The sequence below is a fragment of the Streptomyces sp. V1I1 genome (genome assembly GCF_030817355.1).
Classification (GTDB): domain Bacteria; phylum Actinomycetota; class Actinomycetes; order Streptomycetales; family Streptomycetaceae; genus Streptomyces.
This window is the reverse complement of the sequence record NZ_JAUSZH010000001.1, coordinates 7,047,086-7,065,518: the sequence shown is the minus strand read 5'-3', so window position 1 is coordinate 7,065,518 and position 18,433 is coordinate 7,047,086. Positions and strand designations below refer to the sequence as shown.

Genomic DNA, 18,433 nt, shown 5'->3' with positions numbered 1-18,433 from the left:
CATTTACGGCGCCCCTCTCAGCGGCCTCTCAGCAGCCTCTCCGGCGGCCCCTCATTGGCCGCCGAACAGCTCCAAGAGCTCTGTCTTCCCAAACATCCGCGCGGTATCCATCGCGGACGGCGTGCCCGCCGCAGGGTCGGCACCGCTGGCGAGGAGGACGCGGATGACGGCGTCCTCGCCCTTGAACACCGCGCCGGCGAGCGGCGTCTGGCCGCGGTCGTTGGCCCGGTCCGGCTCGGCGCCGCGGGCGAGGAGCGCTTCCACGGCCGGGGCGTGCCCGTGGTAGGCGGCGAGCATGACAAGGGTGTCGCCACGGTCGTTGGTGAGGTTGGCGGGGACGCCGGCGTCGACATACGCGGCGAGGGCCTCGGTCTCTCCCTGGCGCGCAAGGTCGAAGACCTTGGTCGCGAGTTCGATCACCTCGGGATCCGGGGCTTCACTCATCGGGCTGACCGCCTCTCACTGCGTTGACCTGGGGTGCACGGCATGAGCCGCCGTACGAGTGAATCGACAGGGTACTGCCCGCACACCGGCATGACGCGCCCCGGCCGCGGCGAGGAACAGCGCGGGGGAGGCACTGTGCCGTGCAACGGCGCAGTGTGCCCGCCGATCGGTGACGTGGCGTCCGCCAGTGCAGTGAAATCCTGAGAAATTCACCTATTTGGACCTTTTATCACATGGATACTTCCTGTGATCCTGGAAGAACTCATGGTGACTGTCCCCTCAACCAGGAGAACTCTCATGGTCCTCTCCATCTCAGGCGTCGTGCTGCTCGCAATCATCGTCTTCCTGTTCTTCAGGAAGGACGGGCTCAAGGCGTCCCACGCGGTCGTCTGCTCGCTCTTCGGCTTCTTCGTCGCGGGCACCGCCATCGCCCCCAGCATCAAGGCCGGCAGCGCGAGCCTCGCCAGCCTCCTGGGCGGGATCAAGTTCTGACGCCCGCAGCCCCACCCAGCTCGTTCAGCACCGTCAGCACCTTCAGGAGACCGATGTGGCCCGGCGACCACTTCCCCGCATTCTCAGCAGCGGCAGCGCACAGATCGCCCGGAGCCGCCAGATCGCGCGCACGGCCGCCGACAGCGCCACGGACGTCCTCCATCCGCTGATCGCGATCAGCCGTGGTCTGCGGCAGCTGGCCGCGATGGCCGGGCACAAGTGGGCCGCCACGCCCAAGGAACGGCGTGGTCCCACACTGTTCCTGATCGCGGCCTGCGTCCTGGTGGTCGCGCTCATCCCGTACGGGCCGCTGGTTGCCCTGATCACGGTGATGGCCGCGGCCGCCTGGAAGGGCCGGGCGCGTACGCCCGTGAAGACCGGGCCCGACGATGCGGAGGCCGGGCGGCTCCGGGCTCTGTACGAGGCCCTCGTGCCGTACTTCTCCGTCACAGAGGACCCGGCGCCGCTCTTCGCCCACGGCGGCGAATGGGGCAAGGCTTTCAGCGACTACGAGTTCGACGACAACGGGCGGCTCACCCAGCTCCGGGTGACCTACCCCGCGTACTTCACCGACGGTGAGGCCGAGCCCCGGGCCAGGATCGAGCAGCTGCTGCACGCCAAGTCCGGGCGCGGCCGCGAGTATCTCTTCACCTGGGACGAGGAGGGCAACCAGCTCCTGATGAGCGTGCTGCCCGCCCTGCGCACCTCCATCGCCGCCCAGCGATTCGTCACAGTGCCCGGCGAGACCGTGCTGGGTTTCACCGACGACGGCGCGGTGCAGCGCACCGTGCCGGTCACGGTGGGCGAGGAGACCCGGGACGCGCCGCCGGTCGTCTGGCGCACCGGGCCGCGCTCGACGGAACCGCATCTGCTGGCCGTCGGCGAGCCTGGCAGCGGCACGACGACCCTGCTTCGCTCGATCGCTCTCCAGGCCCTGCAGCACGGAGACGTACTGATCGTCGAGGGCAGCGGCACCGGAGAGTACGCGTGCCTGACGGGGCGCACCGGCGTGCTGGCCGTCGAATGCGGACTGGCCGGGGCGCTGGCGAGCCTGGAGTGGGCCGCGCACGAGACCGAGCGCCGGCTGATCGCCGCGAACCGCGCCCGGCAGGCCGGGCATCCCGCGCCCGACGACACCAAGCGGCCGTTGTGGATCCTGCTGGACCGGCCGAGCATCTTCGGCCACCTGGCGGCGGCCGACGGGCGCATCGATCCGCAGCAGCTGCTTCAGGTGCCGCTGCGGCACGGCAGGGCGGCGCAGGTGACGGTGGTCGTGGCCGAGCAGTTCGACAGCGTGGACTCGCTCACCGAGACCGTGCGGACGCACACCCGCAGCCGGGTGGTGCTGGGCCCCGCCACCTTCGGGCAGGTCGAGTCGGTGCTCGGGACGAAGCCTCACACCACGCCGACGCCCGACGTCCCGCCGGGCCGCGGATACGCGCGGCTCGGTACGGGCCCGGTGCTCAGGCTTCAGGTGCCGGCGACCCCGGACCCGTACGACGACGCCACCAGCGAGGCGCACCGGCAGGCCGTGCTGGAGCTGCTGCCGGAGCACCCCGATGGGGCCGAGCCGGCCGCGCCCGCTCCGTCGCCTGATGCCTCGCCCGCGCCTGATCCCGCGCCCGCGCCTGATGCCTCGCCCGGGCCCGCTCCCTCGCCCTCGCCGGCTCCCTCGCCTGGTCCCGTGCCCGCTCCCGTCCCGGCCGAGGGCTGACCTCCGCCGTCAGGCGACGAACGTCCGCGGCGCTTCCGTGCCGGTGGTCGCTCCGGTCTCGACGAGCCGCGCGGCGGCCGCCAGTCGTGTCGCCGCCTCCTCCGCGACCGGACCGCCGACCGTGAACGGCAGCCGTACATAGCCCTCGAAGGCGCCGTCGACCCCGAAGCGCGGCCCGGACGGCACCCGCACGCCCACCCGTTCGCCGACCTCCGCGAGCCGGGATCCGGACAGGCCTCCCGTGCGCACCCAGAGGGTGAGCCCGCCGCTCGGCACGTCGAACTCCCAGTCGGGCAGCTCCCGGCGCACCGCCGCGACCAGCGCATCGCGGTTCTCGCGCGCCTGAGCCCGGCGGATGGCGACGGCCTTCTCCCAACCCCCGGTTTGCATCAGCCAGTTGATGGCGAGCTGTTCCAGGACGGGCGTGCCGAGGTCGGCGTATGCGCGGGCCGCGACCAGCGAGCGGATCACGTCCGGCGCCGCGCGCACCCAGCCGATGCGCATGCCGGCCCAGAACGCCTTGCTGGCCGAGCCGACCGTGAGGACAGTGCTGCCCGCCGGGTCGAAGGCGCAGACCGGCCGCGGCATGTCGATGCCCTCGTCCAGGTGCAGCTCGGACATGGTCTCGTCGACGACGAGGACCGTGCCTGCGGAGCGTGCGGCGTCGACGAGGCGGCGGCGCTGACCCTCGTCGGCCAGCGCGCCGGTGGGGTTGTGGAAGTCGGCCACCACATACGCGAGCCGCGGCGCCGCGTCCCGCAGCACCTGCCGCCAGCGGTGCATGTCCCAGCCGGTCAGCCCTTCGGCCATGGCCACCGGCACCAGCCGGGCCCCGGCTTCACGCATCAGCTGAAGGATGTTGGCGTACGAGGGGGATTCGACGGCGATGCGCTCGCCGCGCCCGGCGAAGAGGTGGCAGATGGCGTCGATCGCGCCCATCGCCCCGGTGGTGACCATGATCTGCTCGGGCATGGTGGGGATGCCGCGCTCGGTGTAGCGGTCGGCGAGCATCTGGCGCAGGGCGGGCAGGCCGGCCGGGTAGTCGCCGTGGGTGTGCGCGTACGGCGGCAGTTCTTCGAGTGCGCCCTGGACGCTGCGCGTGAGCCAGGGTTCGGGCGCGGGCAGCGCGGCGCAGCCGAGGTCGATCATCGAGCCGAGCGACTCGGGCGGCAGAGGTTCGAGTCCGCGTGCGGGCAGCGGGTTCCCGGCGGGCACTGCTGTCCAGCTGCCCGCCCCCCTGCGTGATTCCAGGAAGCCTTCGGCGCGCAGCGCCTCGTAGGCCGCGGCGACGGTGGTCCGGCTGACGGACAGCGACAGGGCGAGCTCGCGTTCGGCAGGCAGCCGGGCGGCGACGGGGACGCGGCCTTCGAGGACGAGCAGCCGGATGCCGTCGGCGAGGGCGCGGTAGGCGGGGGGCTTGCGGGTGCCGGGCCCGGCCGGGCTTGGCTGCTGGGAGGTGAGCTGCCGGGCGAGCTGAGCCGCGCCCACCGCAGAGGTCCACTGCGTCATGGAAGTCAGTCCACCTTCCTCGAATTGGCCATGGTTGACGTTCGTTCCGTAGCCACAGAGTGTCATGCATCAGTCCACAACCACCATAGGGGGGCGTCACTGTGTCCACGGTGTCGAGGCATCTCACCCGCAGACTGCTGCAGCTGTACATCGGTCTGACGCTGTACGGAGTGAGCTCGGCGCTCCTTGTGCGCGGCGGGCTCGGCCTTGAGCCGTGGGGGGTGCTGCATCAGGGTCTGGCCGAGCTGACGGGGCTGACGATCGGCATCGTGTCGATCATCGTCGGCGCGGTTGTGCTGCTGCTGTGGATTCCGATGAAGCAGCGGCCGGGGCTCGGCACGGTCTCCAATGTCTTTGTGATCGGCGTGGCGATGGACGGCACGCTCGCGCTGGTTCCGGATGCGCGTGGGCTCGGGGTGCGGATCGGTGTGCTGATCGGGGGCATCGTGCTCAATGGCGTGGCGACGGGTCTGTATATCTCGGCGCGGTTCGGACCCGGTCCCCGTGATGGTCTGATGACGGGTCTGCACCGCGTCACGGGCCGTTCGATCCGGCTGGTCCGTACGGCCATCGAGGTGGCCGTCGTGGCGACCGGTTTCGTGCTGGGCGGTTCGGTGGGGGTCGGCACGGTCGCGTACGCCCTTGCCATCGGGCCGCTGGCGCAGCTGTTCCTGCGCGTCTTCGCCATCTCCGATCAGGACAGTGGCAGCACGGTCGTCGCCGGCGGGACACCGGGGCAGGCGATACTGCGAAAGTGACGCGCACACTCCACCCTTACCTGGATCACCCCTCCACTCTCGCCTTCGCCCACCGCGGCGGCGCGGCGGACGGGATCGAGAACACCGCGGCCGCGTTCCGGCGGGCCGCCGACATCGGTTACCGCTACTTCGAGACCGATGTGCACACCACCGCGGACGGCAAGCTGGTCGCCTTCCACGACACGACGCTGGACCGGGTGACGGACGCGAGCGGCAAGATCTCGGCGCTGCCCTGGAGCGAGGTCCAGCAGGCCAGGTTGGGGGGCAAGGAGCCGCCGGCGCTCTTCGAGGAGCTGCTGGAGGAGTTCCCGGAAGCCCGCTGGAATGTGGACATCAAGGCGGAGCCCGCGCTGGTCCCGCTGGTCGACCTGATCCGCCGCGCGAGCGCGTGGGACCGGGTGTGCATCGGCTCGTTCTCGGAGGGCCGGGTGGCGCGGGCGATGCGGCTCGCGGGCCCGCGGCTGGCGACCTCGTACGGAGTGCGGGGCGTGATGGGGCTGCGGCTGCGCTCGTACGGAATTCCGGCGGCGCTGCGGATGGGCGCGGTGTGTGCGCAGGTTCCGGTGTCGCAGAGCGGTATCCGGGTGGTCGACCGGCGTTTTGTGGCGGCCGCGCACGAACGGGGTCTGCAGGTCCATGTCTGGACGGTGAACGACGCTGATCGGATGGCAGCGCTCCTGGACCTCGGAGTGGATGGCATCATGACCGATCATCTGGAGACGTTGCGCACGGTACTGACCGACCGGGGAGTCTGGGTCTGAGCCCCGCGCGTCTGCACCACGGGGACGAGCAGGGGGCGCGGAGTGACGGCCGACACCGCGGACCGGACGACCGGGACGAGTGAGCGCAGGCGCGAGCAACGCGGCTGGTATTTCTACGATTTCGCGTGCTCGGTCTACTCGTCGAGTGTGCTGACAGTCTTCCTGGGCCCGTATCTGACGTCGGTGGCCAAGGCCGCCGCGGATGCCGACGGCTTTGTGCATCCTCTGGGCATTCCGGTACGGGCGGGATCGGTCTTCGCCTACGCCGTGTCCGTCTCGGTGGTGCTAGCGGTGCTGCTGATGCCGCTGGCCGGCGCGGTGGCCGACCGTACGGGACGCAAGAAACCGTTGCTTGCGGTGGCCGCCTATGTGGGGGCCGCCGCGACGACGGGGATGTTCTCCCTCGACGGTGAGCGGTATCTGCTGGGCGCGTTCCTCCTGATCGTCGCGAACGCGTCGCTTTCGGTGTCGATGGTGCTCTACAACGCCTATCTGCCGCAGATCGCGGAGCCGGACGAGCGCGATGCGGTGTCGTCGCGGGGCTGGGCCTTCGGCTATACGGCCGGCGCGCTGGTGCTGGTGCTGAATCTGGTCGTCTACTCGGGCCATGACTCGTTCGGCCTGTCGGAGTCGGCGGCGGTACGGATCTGTCTGGCGTCGGCCGGCCTGTGGTGGGGCGCTTTCACGCTCGTGCCACTGCGGCGGCTGCGGGACCGGCGGGCGGCGCCGAGCGGCGAGGGCGCGGTCGGGTCCGGATGGCGGCAGTTGACGGCCACACTGCGGGACATGCGCAGGCATCCGCTGACACTGTCGTTCCTGCTGGCCTATCTGATCTACAACGACGGGGTCCAGACGGTGATCTCGCAGGCGTCGGTCTACGGCTCCGAGGAGCTGGACCTCGACCAGACGACGTTGATCACCGCGGTGCTGCTGGTGCAGGTGCTCGCGGTGGCGGGTGCGCTGGGGATGGGACGGCTGGCCCGAACACATGGGGCCAAGCGCACGATCCTCGCCTCGCTCGCCGTATGGACGCTGATTCTGGCGGCGGGGTACTTCCTGCCGGCCGGGGAACCCGTCTGGTTCTTCGCGCTGGCGGGCGCGATCGGGCTGGTTCTGGGCGGCAGCCAGGCGCTGTCGAGGTCGTTGTTCTCACACTTGGTGCCGCGTGGCAAGGAGGCCGAATACTTCTCGGCGTACGAGATGAGCGACCGCGGCCTGAGCTGGCTGGGGCCGTTGGTGTTCGGCCTGGCGTACCAGCTGACCGGCAGTTATCGGGACGCGATCATCTCTCTGGTGGTCTTCTTCGCGCTCGGTTTCGTACTGCTGGCGCGGGTCCCGGTGCGGCGTGCGGTGGCGGCCGCCGGGAACCCCGTCCCGGAGCGGATTTAGACGTCGAAGTGAAAGGCCGGTAGTGTACGCCTTTGGCCTGCCAGGCGGACCGTTACTGCGTGCTGAAGAAGTGAATTCACTGGGTGACACTTTCTGTCAGATGTGACAAACCGGGCAATGGTGGGTACAACAAGGGGCGGCACGACGGGCGACGCATGACCCGGAACGGGAATCTTTACCGCCGACCGGACGTTGACCGGATGACGACGACAGCGACACCTGTCCTGTGGGCGACAAGCCCGGGAGGCACGATTCATGAGTGAGCGAGCTCTCCGCGGTACGCGCCTCGTGGTTACCAGCTACGAGACGGACCGCGGCATCGATCTGGCCCCGCGCCAGGCGGTGGAGTACGCATGCCAGAACGGACATCGTTTTGAGATGCCGTTCTCGGTAGAGGCGGAAATTCCGCCGGAGTGGGAGTGCAAGGCGTGCGGCGCCCAGGCACTCCTGGTGGACGGGGATGGCCCCGAGGAGAAGAAGGGCAAGCCGGCGCGAACGCACTGGGACATGCTCATGGAGCGGCGCACCCGCGAGGAACTGGAGGAGGTGCTGGCCGAGAGGCTGGCGGTCCTGCGTTCCGGCGCCATGAACATCGCTGTGCATCCGCGGGACAGCCGGAAGTCCGCCTGACCGCGTAACACCGCACCAACAGCGTCATAGAAACAAGAGCCGCGGGCCGTCTCACTTTCAGTGAGACGGCCCGCGGCTCTGTCCTGTGCGCGGATCCCGTCAGATCCCGTCAGGGGGTCAGCGGAGGTCGGGGGCCCTCGTCCTCGTAACTCCGCGGCGGCGTTCCGTCCTGCCGGATGACCTCACCCTGCACGACCTTCCCGTCCGGCCGGTGAATGCGGGCCTGCTGGAAGGCATCGCCGAGGCTGCCGGGCGCGGCAGCGCGCATACGGCTCTCCACGGACCGCTCCGCGTACCGCCCGAGCATCGAGCGGACGGGCGGCACCAGCAGCACCATGCCCGCCACGTCGGAAATCAGGCCGGGCAGCATGAGGAGCAGGCCGCCGAGCATCAGGAAGCCGTTGCCCTTGCTGCCGGTCCCGGTCCCGGGGCTGCCGACGCCGGCGGCCGGACCCTCGCCGGTCTGCTGTTGCTGCAGGGTCTCGGTGAGGCTGCGGAACGCGCGGCGGCCGGCCCGCTTGATCACCACGCCGCCGAGGACGGCGCCGCCGACGAGCAGGGCGAGCACCGTGAGTCCGCCGGCCACGTCGGCGACGAGGGTCAGCAGCCAGATCTCGAGCACCAGCCAGGCGGCGACGCAGAGTGGGACGAAAGTGCGGGCGTGCGAGCGCCTGGGGGCTGTCGGGGGCGGTGTGCCGGTCGTCATGCCCCCCAGTGTGCCTGCACGGCCGCCGGAGCGGCGTAAGCGGGTGATCAAGAAGATCGCGGATGGGCCCGGCGGCCGTCCGCGATCAGGACGACGTGCGACCTCAGGACGACGTGCGACCTCAGGACGACGTGCGACCTCAGGAGGGCTTGCGGCCGAGGAGACGGTTCGCCCGGCCTCCGATTCCCCACGCGGTGACCCGCCACAGCGCCTCGACGACGATGTCCCGGCTCATCTTGGAGTCGCCCAGTTCGCGCTCGACGAAGGTGATGGGGACCTCCACGACGTGGTAACCGGCGGCGACGGCTCGCCGGGCCAGGTCGACCTGGAAGCAGTAGCCCTGGGAGGCCACTTCGGTCAGCCCGAGCCCTTCGAGGGTCTCGGCGCGGAAGGCGCGGTAGCCGCCGGTGACGTCCCGGATGGGGACGCCGAGGAGGAGGCGTGAGTAGGTGCTGCCGCCCCGGGAGAGAAACTCGCGGGACTTGGGCCAGTTGACCACTCGGCCGCCGGGGACCCAGCGCGAGCCGAGGACCAGGTCCGCGCCCTTGAGGGCGGTCAGCAGCCGGGGCAGTTCCTCGGGCTGGTGGGAGCCGTCCGCGTCCATCTCGACGAGTACGCCGTAGCCGTGCTCGATTCCCCAGGTGAAGCCCGCGAGGTAGGCGGCGCCGAGCCCTTCCTTGCCCTTGCGGTGCAGAACATGCACCTGGTCGTCCTGGGCCGCGAGTTCATCGGCGAATTTGCCTGTGCCGTCGGGGCTGTTGTCGTCGGCGACGAGGACGTCCGCCCCGGGCACGGCCGCGCGCACCCGGGAGACGATCGGCTTGATGTTCTCGGCCTCGTTGTAGGTCGGGATGATCACCAAGACCCTGCCGAGCGGGCCGTACCGCCGCCCCTGGGCTTCGCCACGGGTAACCCCAGCGCCGTCGTTCACTGCTGCCCCTTAAAGTCCGTGCACAGAGCCCCACCATAGCGAGCGCTCGGCGCGCGGCTACGGCGGCACGGAGCTGGGGTGTCGTACGCCCGACGGTGGTGCGGACAAGGAGCTGCGGATCGGGGCCCGGCGTCCTTCGGGCCGACCTGGGACCCGCTGGCTGCGGGTCGACCGAGAGCCGTTGTCTACTGAACGCCGGGCCCCACCCGGGTCGCACCCGCCGGCCGGCTGGAACCTTCCCTCGCCCCCGAGGCGCGGGCGCTGAACCTGGCTCCCAGTGGCAGTGCGCCGGTGCGGCACGCTGCCCCATGACCCAGCGGCGTTCGACGACTGCGTGGAGGTTTGCCGGTCGGACGTCCTGTGGTGGACTCGGCCGAACCTACCCGCCGGTGGGCGCTCCATGTCAACAGTCGTCTGATCTGCGAGGTTTGCCCAAATCACCAGGTCAGCACGGAAGATCCGCAGGTCGCGGCCGAGCGTGGCGAGTATCCGTCGGCGGCACGAAATGTCCGCACGTCACTCGTACGGCCGCTCAAAGACGGTTTGTCCGAAGACCACGGTCCGCAGGCAGACGGGGAGTTCGGCGCCGGGGCTCAGATCGGGCAGGCCCGGGGTGCCGGAACGGGGGTCGGTGGACCAGCGAGCGACGCGGTCGTCGGGGGCCTGGACGACGAGTTCCTCGGTGCGCCACAGGGCGTAGTCGGCGGGCGCGCCGGGCACCAGGACACCGGCGTCGTCGCGGCCGACGGCGCGCCAGCCGCCGCGGGTGTGGGCGGTGAAGGCGGCGCGGGCGGAGATGCGGTGCTCGGGGGTGCGATGGAAGGCGGCGGCCCGGACGGCGCCCCAGGGGTCGAGCGGAGTCACGGGGCTGTCGGAGCCGAAGGCGAGGGGCACTCCGGCACGCAGCAGTGCCGCGTACGGGTTGAGGGTGCGGGCCCGTTCGACGCCGAGGCGCTGCGCGTACATGCCGCTGTCGCCGCCCCAGGCCGCGTCGAAGGCGGGCTGCACGGAGGCGGTGAGGCCGAACTCGGCGAAGGCGGCGATGGTTTCGGGGGTGAGCATCTCGGCGTGTTCGACGCGGTGGCGGGCGGCGCGGACGCGGGCAAGGCCGATCGTGTCTGCCGCGGCCCTGACGCCGTCGACGACCGTGGTGAGGGCGGCGTCGCCGATGGCGTGGAAACCGGCCTGGAGTCCGGCCTCGGTGCAGGCGGTGACATGGGCGGCGACGGCCGCGGTGTCGAGGTGGGCGGCGCCGGTGTGCGGAGCGTCGTCGTAGGGGGCGTGCAGGCAGGCGGTGTGCGAGCCGAGGGAGCCGTCGACGAAGAGGTCGCCGGCCGCGCCGATCGCGCCGAGTTCGCGGATCCGCCGGGCGTCCTTCGCATCTGCGACCTGCTCGGCCCAGTAGCCGACGACCCGCGGGCCCGGCTCCGCCCCGGCCAGTGCCAGCAGGGACGTGAAGTCGTCCTCGTCGGAGATGTCGGGGCCTGCGCACTCATGGACGGTGCCGATGCCGAGAGAGGCGGCCCGCGCCAGTGCGGCGCGCTGGGCGGCCGCGCGCTGGGCGGGGGTGATCGCGCCGTGGGCGGCGGAGCGTACAGCGTGGTGGGCCGCCGCGGTCAGCGGCGCATCCGGGTGGTAGCCGGTGAGGCCGCTGACGTCGGGGACGAGGTCAAGCAGGGCGGTGCTCACCACGGCCGAATGGACGTCGATGCGCGGCAGATAGAGCGGGCGGCCTTCGGCGGCCTCGTCGAGTTCGGCCCGGGACGGCGGGCGCTGCTCGGGCCAGCGCGAAGCGTCCCAGCCGTGCCCGAGGAGGACCTTGTCGCCGGGGTGTGCGGCGCTGTGCTTCCGTACGAGACCGAGGGCCTCGGCGAGCGTGCGCGCCGCGGACAGGTCGAGGCCGGTGAGCGCGAGGCCGGTCGCCGTGGTGTGCACGTGTGCGTCCGTGAATGCCGGGGTGACCAGGGCCCCTTCGAGGTCGATCACTTCGTCGACGCCGCCCGCGAAGGCGTCGGCGGCACCCTCTGAGCCCACCCAGGCGACATGTCCTCGCTCGACGACCATCGCGGTGGCGAAGGGGTCGGCGGGGCTGTGGACTTCTCCACCGCGCAGCAGCACGGTGCGGTGTTCGCTCTGGGGGGCGGCGCTCTCGCTCATGGGACCAGCCTAGATACGCGGCGGGCGTGCCTCGTACGGGGTGGAGAGCACGACCGTGGTACGGGTGGATACCCCGGACAGCGAGCGGATGCGGGTGAGCAGGTGCTCCAGCTCCAGCGGGGTCGAGACGCGCACCTTGAGGATGTAGTTCTCGTCGCCCGCGACGCTGTGGCAGGCCTCGATCTCGGGCACGTCGGCGAGACGCTCCGAAATGTCGTCCGGCGCACTCGGGTCGAAGGGTTTGACCGAGATGAACGCGGTGATCGGCAGCCCGACCGCCTCGGGGTCGACGACCGCGGCATAGCCGCGGATGACGCCACGCTGTTCCAGACGGCGGACGCGCTGATGCACCGCCGAGGTGGACAGGCCAGTGGCCTTGCCCAGGTCGGTGTAGCTCATCCGCCCGTCCTTGACGAGCAATTCCACGATCTGACGATCCAGCTCCTCCATGCGGATCAACCTATTGCCCCAGGTCGCTTCCGGCACAGTCGGCTGCGGCGTGCGGGGGCACCTGCGGCGGGCATGTGACGAATGCCACAGGTTTGTGGACCGGTCGGTCGTGACCCCGCGGTTACCTGCCGGGCGCGTGGGGAATTTCTTGCTGTGGTCGAGGCCGCAAGTGCCTGGTCGGCCCACCCGAGGGGGAGATTCTCCATGCAGAGTGTCAAGAACACCGGACGTACCGAACCGGAGCCTGTCGATTCGGCCGAACCGGCCGAGATCGACGAGCTCGACGCGTACGACACCTTTGAGATGTTCCGGGTCATCTGCCCGGACTGCGCGCAGCCGATCGCGCTGCTGGCGGACGAGGACGTCCTGCCGGAGCACGCGCTGTGCCCCACCCCGTGGAATCCGTTCGGGCTCACCGTGTGCGCCGGTACGGGCCGTCCCGCCTCGCAGGCGCGCCCCGCGGACGAGACCCTCGAGGTCCAGGAGCAGGACACCGCGTTGCTGCTGACGCTCCCCCAGGGGCTCGACTGGCGGACGCAGCCCTTCTCGCACGTCGGCGGTCCGGGCTCGCGTCCGCTGCGGGTGCCGCAGATGCGGCGCCACGCGGCCTAGGACATTCTCAAACCTGGGTCCAGTAGCTCCCCTGCACCATGGCGGCGAGACTGGCGTGGTGCAGGATCAGGGCGTCCGGGTCTTCGGGCACCTGCGTTTCACCGAAGTGGACCTGTCGGTAGGCCACTCGGAGCATGACGATTGCGTGCCGCAGCGCGGCGTAGAGGGTGTGGAACTCCATGTCGCGCGGGCGGTGTCCGGTGAGCCGGGCATAGCGGTCCTCGATGGCGTCGCGGCGCAGGAAGTCGGGCAGCCCGCGCTGACCGAAGGTCACCGTCAGGTCCTGGAAGAAGCGGTGCAGGTAGACGGTCCAGCCGAGGTCGACCTCGCGCGGGGCGTAGCCGGCCATCTCCCAGTCGAGTACGGCCGCGGGCTCGAAGCCGTCGTAGATGATGTTGCCGATGCGGGCGTCGCCCCAGTTGAGGACCGTCTCGCCCTCGTCGGCGGGCCAGTGCGCGTCGAGCCAGTCGAAGGCGGACTCGATGAGCGGTGAGCGCGGCAGCCTGTCCACCCCCCAGGCGTAGTACGCCCGTTGGGCCTCGACATGGCGGCGCAGCGCACTTCCTTTCGCGGGTTCGACCGGGTGCTGGTCGTGCAGGCGGGCGATCAGTGAGACCGTCGCTACTTCGAGCCGCGCGCGCTCGTCGTCGCTCGCGGCGTGCAGCCAATTGCCCTCGTACGTATAGGGCATGACGTCGGGCGGCACCCGCCCCTCGACGCGCTCCATCACGAAGAAGGGCGCTCCCAGCGCCCTGGGGTCCTCCTCCAGCCACAGCACGCGCGGGACGGGGAGGTCGGTGTGCTCGGCGACGCCCCGCATGGTGCGGTACTGCCGCGCCATGTCGTACACCGGGAAGACCGTGTAGGCGGCGGGGTCGGCGGCGAGCCGCAACGCGCAGGCTCTTACCGGTGGTTCAGGGTGCTCGATGTCGAAGAGCAGCGTCTCGCTCGACATCCCGTTGGACTCGGGAACCCGTACACCGCAGACCTTGGCGCCGGGCAGCCGGGCGTCCAGCCAGGCGGTGAGACGGCGGGCGAGCTCGTCTGGATCACGGGTGGTGGTGCGGGGGCGTGGTGCCGTTGCCATCTGCCAACTCCTCTCGGGAGGCGAGGGGGTCAGGAGGTCAGGTCGCGACCGATTCATAGCCGGTGAAGCCGCTCGGGTCGTGCCGGCCGAAGCTGCCGTGCTCGAAGATCCCGTGGCCGATCCGGCCGTCGAGGGTGAAGCGGGCCGAGTGGTCGGTGACGCCGAAGGCGGCCATGGGGTGGGCGGTGGGGTCGGACAGGTCGTAGACGCGCCGGTCCGTCCAGCCCCGGCCCTGCCAGGTTCCGTGCTGCCAGTCGGTAGCGGGCGGATAGCCCGCGCCGACGGCGAGCGGCGAGGAGGCGAGGATCTCCACGCCGAGTTCGAGGGGTTTGCGGGCCGGGTCGGTGAGGTGGACGACCGCGCGCTGGGGATGGCGGGTGCCGGGGCGATAACTGATGTCGGTCTGGGGCCAGCCGAGTTGGACGTCGTGGTGACCGTCGCGGACGAGGACGGCATCGTTCAGGGTGCGGTACCCGTCAGCGTCCTCCTGGGCGATCACCATCAGGAAGCGGTCCTCGAATCGGACGGGGATCCAGAGCCAGTGGAAGCCATCGGGCCGCAGCTCTTCGGCCGCGCGGCCGTCTTCCTCGCCGGGGATGGGCCGCACGCCCCAGCTGCGGTCCCGGGTGCCGGTCCACTCCCCCGCGCCGACGGATATCTCCTCGCCGGCGACACGGATGACGCCGGTGCAACTGCCCGCCTGGACGAAGCGGCGGCCTTCCAGCATCAGACGGTCGCCGCGGCGCTGGACGTGGTGCGGTTCCCAGACGGCGGGGAAGCCGGCGCTCCAGGTGATGGCGTACGAGAGGGAGCCGGGGTCGTCCGGGTCGGCGTCGCAGTGCAGTGTGAGGCGGCGCAGCGGCTCGTCGACGGTGATCCTCAGCGGTCCGACGGCGAGATTCATCCGGTCGTCGGTGAGTGCGTCGGACGCGCGCACGGCGTGCAGCCGGTCGCCGATGCGCAAGGTGGCGTAGGCGTCGATGACTCCGGTGTTGGGGTAGACGCCGAGGCCGACGATGAGCAGGGCGTGGCCCTGGTGGTCGAAGACCTGGAAGATGCACCGGTCGTAGGCGTTGCGGTCGCCGGTGACCAGGTACTTCATCGACAGGGGCGCCTGGTGGACGGGGTATTCGTCGAGGGCGATCGGGCGGTCGTCGGACACGGCTGACCTCCTGGTCGGCAGGCGAGTTGACGGTACGTCAGAAACTCTGCCGGAGACGGGGCCCGGGCGCCATACTCGTGTCACCCGAGCACCCGGGTTCGTGAGCCTGGGGGCGTTGGTGGTTGCTGTCCGGTGGGCGACTCAGCGGCAAGCCCCCCAGCGGCGGGTAGGTCGCGAACTTCCGCGCGATTTGCCCCAGCGGTAACCCGCCACCGGCGCGGTGCGTTCCCCAGACATGACCCTGCTGTACTCCACGACCAGTCACGGTCGGCGCCGACTGGCGACACCGCCACCCGAAGAATCGGTTCCGCACCCGGCCGATCCGCCCATCTACCGGGAGCTGCTCCAGCTGTGGGCGAGCAAGGGCAAGACCCTGCCGGGGCGCCGCGACCCGGAGTGGAGCAGGCTCACGGCGCCGCCGGCTTTCGGGGCGCCGCGGACTGTCTGGCGCTCGGCCGCGAAAACCACCCACCGGACGGCAATCACCAACACCCTCTGGCCCACGGCACCCACGAACCCGGGCGACTAGGCTCAGCGGCGAAAACCACCCACCGAACACCAACCGTCAACGCCCCTGGCCCACGGCACCCACGAACCCGGGCGACTAGGCTCAGCGGCGAAAACCACCCACCGAACACCAACCGTCAACGCCCCCTGGCCCACGGCACCCACGAACCCGGGCGACTAGGCTCAGCGGCGAAAACCACCCACCGAACACCAACCGTCAACGCCCCCTGGCCCACGGCACCCACGAACCCGGCTGCCTAGGTTCAGCGGCGAAAACCACCCACCGAACACCAACCGTCAACGCCCCCTGGCCCACGGCACCCACGAACCCGGCTGCTTAGGTTCAGCGAGTCTCAGGTCCGGCCAGGTGACGGGCGATGACCATGCGCTGGATCTGGTTGGTGCCCTCGACGATCTGGAGCACCTTGGCCTCGCGCATATAGCGTTCGACCGGGAAGTCCAGGGTGTAGCCGTAGCCGCCGAGCACCTGGACCGCGTCGGTGGTGACGCTCATCGCCGCGTCGGTGCAGAACAGCTTGGCCATGGCGGCCTGCCGGGAGAACGGCCGTCCCGCGTCGCGCAGCCGGGCGGCGGCGAGATAGAGCGCTCGCCCCGCCTCGATCCGGGTGGCCATGTCTGCGAGCATGAAGCGCAGCCCCTGGAAGTCGGCGATGGGCCGTCCGAACTGCCGGCGCCCGGTCGCGTACGAGACGGCCTCGTCCAGGGCCGCCTGCGCGACCCCGACCGCACAGGCGGCGATGCCGAGCCGGCCCGAGTCGAGCGCGGAGAGCGCGATCGCGAAGCCCTGGCCCTCCTCTCCGATCCGGCGGGAGTCAGGGACCCGTACGCCGTCGAAGTGGAGCTGGGCGGTGGGCGAGCCCTTCATCCCCATCTTCTTCTCGGGGGCGGCCGCGTTCAGGCCCTGTGTGTCGCCCGGGACCAGGAAGGCGGTGATGCCGCGGGCACCCTCCCCGCCGGTCCGGGCCATCACGGTGTAGAAGTCGGCGATCCCGCCGTGCGTGATCCACGACTTGGTGCCGGTGATCACCCAGCTGTCCTGGTCACGCACGGCCCTGGTCCGCAGCGATGCGGCGTCCGAGCCGGAGCCGGGCTCGGACAGGCAGTACGCGCCCAGCAGGCCGCCGCCGAGCATGGCGGGCAGATGCTCGGTCTGCTGCTCCTTGGTGCCGTAGCCGGCGAGTGCGTGGCAGGCGAGGGAGTGGACGCTGACGCCGAGGCCGACGGTGAGGCGGGCGGCGGCGAGCTCTTCGAGTACCTGGAGGTAGACCTCGTACGGCTGGTCTCCGCCGCCGTACTCGGAGTCGTACGGAAGGCCGAGCAGTCCGGACTCGGAGAGAAGCGAGAAGACTTCGCGCGGGAAGTGCCCGGAGTCCTCCTCCTCAGCCGCCCGGGGGGCGATCTCCCGCTGGATGATGTCGCGTACCAGGGCGATCAGATCCCTGGATTCCTCGGTGGGCAGTTGGCGTTCCACCGGCTGCGGGGCGCGGTCGGGCATTACGGCGCTCTCCTCCCTGTCGGGCGCTGCGGCGTCGCGCGCGAAGGGTGTGGGCGCGCCGCCGGACTTACTGCCAGGCCGATGCTGCCCTTCCGGATCACGAAAGCGGCTCGACGGCGGCTGTGGCGCGTTGAGTATGCCCGATCAGCGGACTTCCGTCACGGGTGGGAATTGTCAGCTCCGTTTTCCCGTGCGCCGCGGTCGGAATTGGTCCGAACCATTGACGCACTGGTCTAGTCCTTCTAGCGTTCCCCCCAGCGCATGGCCGCGTTCATGCCAAAGAAGTCAGACGGTCGACAGCGCATGCCCCCACTCACTCTCCCTCCCCCACGAGGAGACCTGATGCTCGGACCACACCGTCCCCGCGCCCGCCTGAGGGCGCTCATCGCCGCCGCGTGTACCGCCGCACTCGGCGCGACCCTGCTCACCGGCGCCCACCTCGCCTCCGCCGGCGAGTCCGCCCCGGCCAAGAAGACCGCTGCCGCCCCGGCGGCAGCCGGGAACAAGGTGATCGGCTACTTCACCGAATGGGGCGTCTACGACCGCAATTACCACGTCAAGAACATCCAGACCTCTGGCTCCGCGAACAAGCTCACCCACATCAACTACGCCTTCGGAAACGTCACCGGCGGCAAGTGCGCGATCGGTGACGCCTTCGCCGACTACGAGAAGACGTACACCGCCGCCCAGAGCGTGGACGGCGTCGCCGACACCTGGGACCAGCCGCTGCGGGGCAGCTTCAACCAGCTGCGCAAGCTGAAGAAGCTCCACCCGAACCTCAAGATCCTCTGGTCCTTCGGCGGCTGGACCTGGTCCGGCGGCTTCGGCCAGGCCGCCGCCAACCCGGCCGCCTTCGCCCAGTCCTGCTACAACCTCGTCGAAGACCCGCGCTGGAAGGATGTCTTCGACGGCATCGACATCGACTGGGAGTACCCCAACGCCTGCGGCCTGACCTGCGACACCAGCGGGCGCGAGTCCTTCAAGAACCTGATGTCCGCGCTGCGCTCGAAGTTCGGCAGCTCCAACCTGGTTACCGCTGCGATCACCGCGGACGGCTCGTCCGGCGGCAAGATCGAGAAGGCGAACTACGCGGGCGCTGCCCAGTACGTCGACTGGTACAACCCGATGACGTACGACTTCTTCGGCGCCTGGGCGGCGCAGGGCCCCACGGCCCCGCACTCGCCGCTCACCTCCTACACCGGCATTCCGCAGCAGGGCTTCAACTCCGACGCCGCGATCAAGAAGCTGAAGGGCCTCGGCATCCCCTCGTCGAAGCTGCTGCTCGGGATCGGTTTCTACGGACGGGGCTGGACGGGCGTGACGCAGAAGGCGCCGGGCGGGACGGCGACCGGGGCCGCGCCCGGCAAGTACGAGCAGGGCATCGACGACTACAAGGAGCTCAAGGGCAGGTGCCCGGCCAATGGGACCGTCGCCGGGACGGCGTACGCGCACTGCGGCACCCAGTGGTGGAGCTACGACACCCCCGCCACCATCGCGGGAAAGATGAACTACAAGAACCAGCAGGGCCTGGGCGGCACCTTCTTCTGGGAGCTCAGCGGTGACACCTCGAACGGAGAGCTGATCAAGGCCATCAACTAGCCTGCGGAC

The 18,433-nt window shown here is 70.4% G+C and carries 18 protein-coding genes; 9 read left to right on the top strand and 9 right to left on the bottom strand.

The genetic code is table 11. From position 1 onward, the window contains the following. Nucleotides 1-51: 51 nt before the first annotated feature. A complete protein-coding gene (locus QFZ67_RS33130; RefSeq protein WP_307664715.1) occupies nucleotides 52-444 on the bottom strand; it encodes an ankyrin repeat domain-containing protein in 393 nt (130 codons plus the stop codon). 297 nt (nucleotides 445-741) lie between these two features. Between QFZ67_RS33130 and QFZ67_RS33125 the strand changes: the two genes are divergently transcribed. Together QFZ67_RS33125 and QFZ67_RS33120 are read left to right on the top strand one after the other, a co-directional pair. Then, on the top strand, nucleotides 742-936 hold the full coding sequence (locus QFZ67_RS33125; protein ID WP_307664714.1) for a hypothetical protein: 195 nt from the start codon (nucleotides 742-744) through the stop codon (nucleotides 934-936). A gap of 55 nt (nucleotides 937-991) precedes the next feature. Beyond that, nucleotides 992-2,650 carry a hypothetical protein gene (locus QFZ67_RS33120; protein WP_307664713.1) on the top strand — a complete coding sequence of 553 codons (1,659 nt, stop codon included), beginning with the start codon at nucleotides 992-994 and terminating at the stop codon, nucleotides 2,648-2,650. A 9-nt stretch (nucleotides 2,651-2,659) separates the two neighbouring features. Here QFZ67_RS33120 and QFZ67_RS33115 read toward each other — a convergent pair whose 3' ends face one another. After that, the gene (locus QFZ67_RS33115) at nucleotides 2,660-4,159 is read right to left on the bottom strand and encodes a PLP-dependent aminotransferase family protein (RefSeq protein WP_307664712.1); all 1,500 of its coding nucleotides are present in this window, start codon (nucleotides 4,157-4,159) and stop codon (nucleotides 2,660-2,662) included. Nucleotides 4,160-4,269: 110 nt separating this feature from the next. Between QFZ67_RS33115 and QFZ67_RS33110 the strand changes: the two genes are divergently transcribed. From QFZ67_RS33110 to QFZ67_RS33095, 4 genes are all read left to right on the top strand, one after another. Then, on the top strand, nucleotides 4,270-4,917 hold the full coding sequence (locus tag QFZ67_RS33110) for a YitT family protein (RefSeq protein WP_307664711.1): 648 nt from the start codon (nucleotides 4,270-4,272) through the stop codon (nucleotides 4,915-4,917). Next, a complete protein-coding gene (locus QFZ67_RS33105; RefSeq protein ID WP_307664710.1) occupies nucleotides 4,914-5,678 on the top strand; it encodes a glycerophosphodiester phosphodiesterase in 765 nt (254 codons plus the stop codon). Before QFZ67_RS33110 ends, QFZ67_RS33105 begins: the two co-directional genes overlap by 4 nt. A 42-nt stretch (nucleotides 5,679-5,720) precedes the next feature. Continuing rightward, entirely contained in the window at nucleotides 5,721-7,067 is a 1,347-nt protein-coding gene (locus tag QFZ67_RS33100; RefSeq protein ID WP_307664709.1) for an MFS transporter, read from the top strand. Nucleotides 7,068-7,322: 255 nt separating this feature from the next. Next, nucleotides 7,323-7,697 carry an RNA polymerase-binding protein RbpA gene (locus QFZ67_RS33095; RefSeq protein ID WP_003959706.1) on the top strand — a complete coding sequence of 125 codons (375 nt, stop codon included), beginning with the start codon at nucleotides 7,323-7,325 and terminating at the stop codon, nucleotides 7,695-7,697. Between the two features lie 109 nt (nucleotides 7,698-7,806). Here QFZ67_RS33095 and fxsA read toward each other — a convergent pair whose 3' ends face one another. From fxsA to QFZ67_RS33075, 4 genes are all read right to left on the bottom strand, one after another. Then, on the bottom strand, nucleotides 7,807-8,403 hold the full coding sequence (gene fxsA, locus QFZ67_RS33090; protein WP_307664708.1) for an FxsA family membrane protein: 597 nt from the start codon (nucleotides 8,401-8,403) through the stop codon (nucleotides 7,807-7,809). Nucleotides 8,404-8,542: 139 nt separating this feature from the next. Continuing rightward, nucleotides 8,543-9,334 carry a polyprenol monophosphomannose synthase gene (locus tag QFZ67_RS33085; RefSeq protein ID WP_307664707.1) on the bottom strand — a complete coding sequence of 264 codons (792 nt, stop codon included), beginning with the start codon at nucleotides 9,332-9,334 and terminating at the stop codon, nucleotides 8,543-8,545. Between the two features lie 516 nt (nucleotides 9,335-9,850). Further along, nucleotides 9,851-11,491, bottom strand: coding sequence for an amidohydrolase (locus tag QFZ67_RS33080; RefSeq protein ID WP_307664706.1), 1,641 nt, complete (start codon nucleotides 11,489-11,491; stop codon nucleotides 9,851-9,853). Between the two features lie 9 nt (nucleotides 11,492-11,500). Then, nucleotides 11,501-11,941: an Lrp/AsnC family transcriptional regulator gene (locus QFZ67_RS33075; RefSeq protein WP_307664705.1), complete on the bottom strand. Its 441-nt coding sequence runs from the start codon at nucleotides 11,939-11,941 to the stop codon at nucleotides 11,501-11,503. A 204-nt stretch (nucleotides 11,942-12,145) separates the two neighbouring features. Here QFZ67_RS33075 and QFZ67_RS33070 point away from each other — a divergent pair, with 204 nt between their 5' ends. After that, nucleotides 12,146-12,553, top strand: a complete 408-nt coding sequence (locus QFZ67_RS33070; RefSeq protein WP_307664704.1) for a hypothetical protein — start codon at nucleotides 12,146-12,148, stop codon at nucleotides 12,551-12,553. Nucleotides 12,554-12,560: 7 nt separating this feature from the next. Here the strand turns inward: QFZ67_RS33070 and QFZ67_RS33065 are convergent, their stop codons facing one another. Together QFZ67_RS33065 and QFZ67_RS33060 are read right to left on the bottom strand one after the other, a co-directional pair. Continuing rightward, nucleotides 12,561-13,640 (bottom strand): phosphotransferase family protein, encoded by a 1,080-nt coding sequence (locus QFZ67_RS33065; protein ID WP_307664703.1) that lies wholly within the window; start codon nucleotides 13,638-13,640, stop codon nucleotides 12,561-12,563. A 37-nt stretch (nucleotides 13,641-13,677) separates the two neighbouring features. Beyond that, nucleotides 13,678-14,802, bottom strand: coding sequence for a hypothetical protein (locus QFZ67_RS33060; protein ID WP_307664702.1), 1,125 nt, complete (start codon nucleotides 14,800-14,802; stop codon nucleotides 13,678-13,680). Nucleotides 14,803-15,037: 235 nt separating this feature from the next. Between QFZ67_RS33060 and QFZ67_RS33055 the strand changes: the two genes are divergently transcribed. Next, a complete protein-coding gene (locus QFZ67_RS33055; protein WP_307664701.1) occupies nucleotides 15,038-15,331 on the top strand; it encodes a hypothetical protein in 294 nt (97 codons plus the stop codon). 321 nt (nucleotides 15,332-15,652) lie between these two features. On the opposite strand, the gene QFZ67_RS33050 is transcribed toward QFZ67_RS33055, so the two are convergent. Continuing rightward, a complete protein-coding gene (locus tag QFZ67_RS33050) occupies nucleotides 15,653-16,825 on the bottom strand; it encodes an acyl-CoA dehydrogenase family protein (RefSeq protein ID WP_307664700.1) in 1,173 nt (390 codons plus the stop codon). 342 nt (nucleotides 16,826-17,167) lie between these two features. Here QFZ67_RS33050 and QFZ67_RS33045 point away from each other — a divergent pair, with 342 nt between their 5' ends. Next, nucleotides 17,168-18,424, top strand: a complete 1,257-nt coding sequence (locus QFZ67_RS33045; RefSeq protein WP_307664699.1) for a glycoside hydrolase family 18 protein — start codon at nucleotides 17,168-17,170, stop codon at nucleotides 18,422-18,424. The last annotated feature ends 9 nt before the right edge of the window (nucleotides 18,425-18,433 follow it).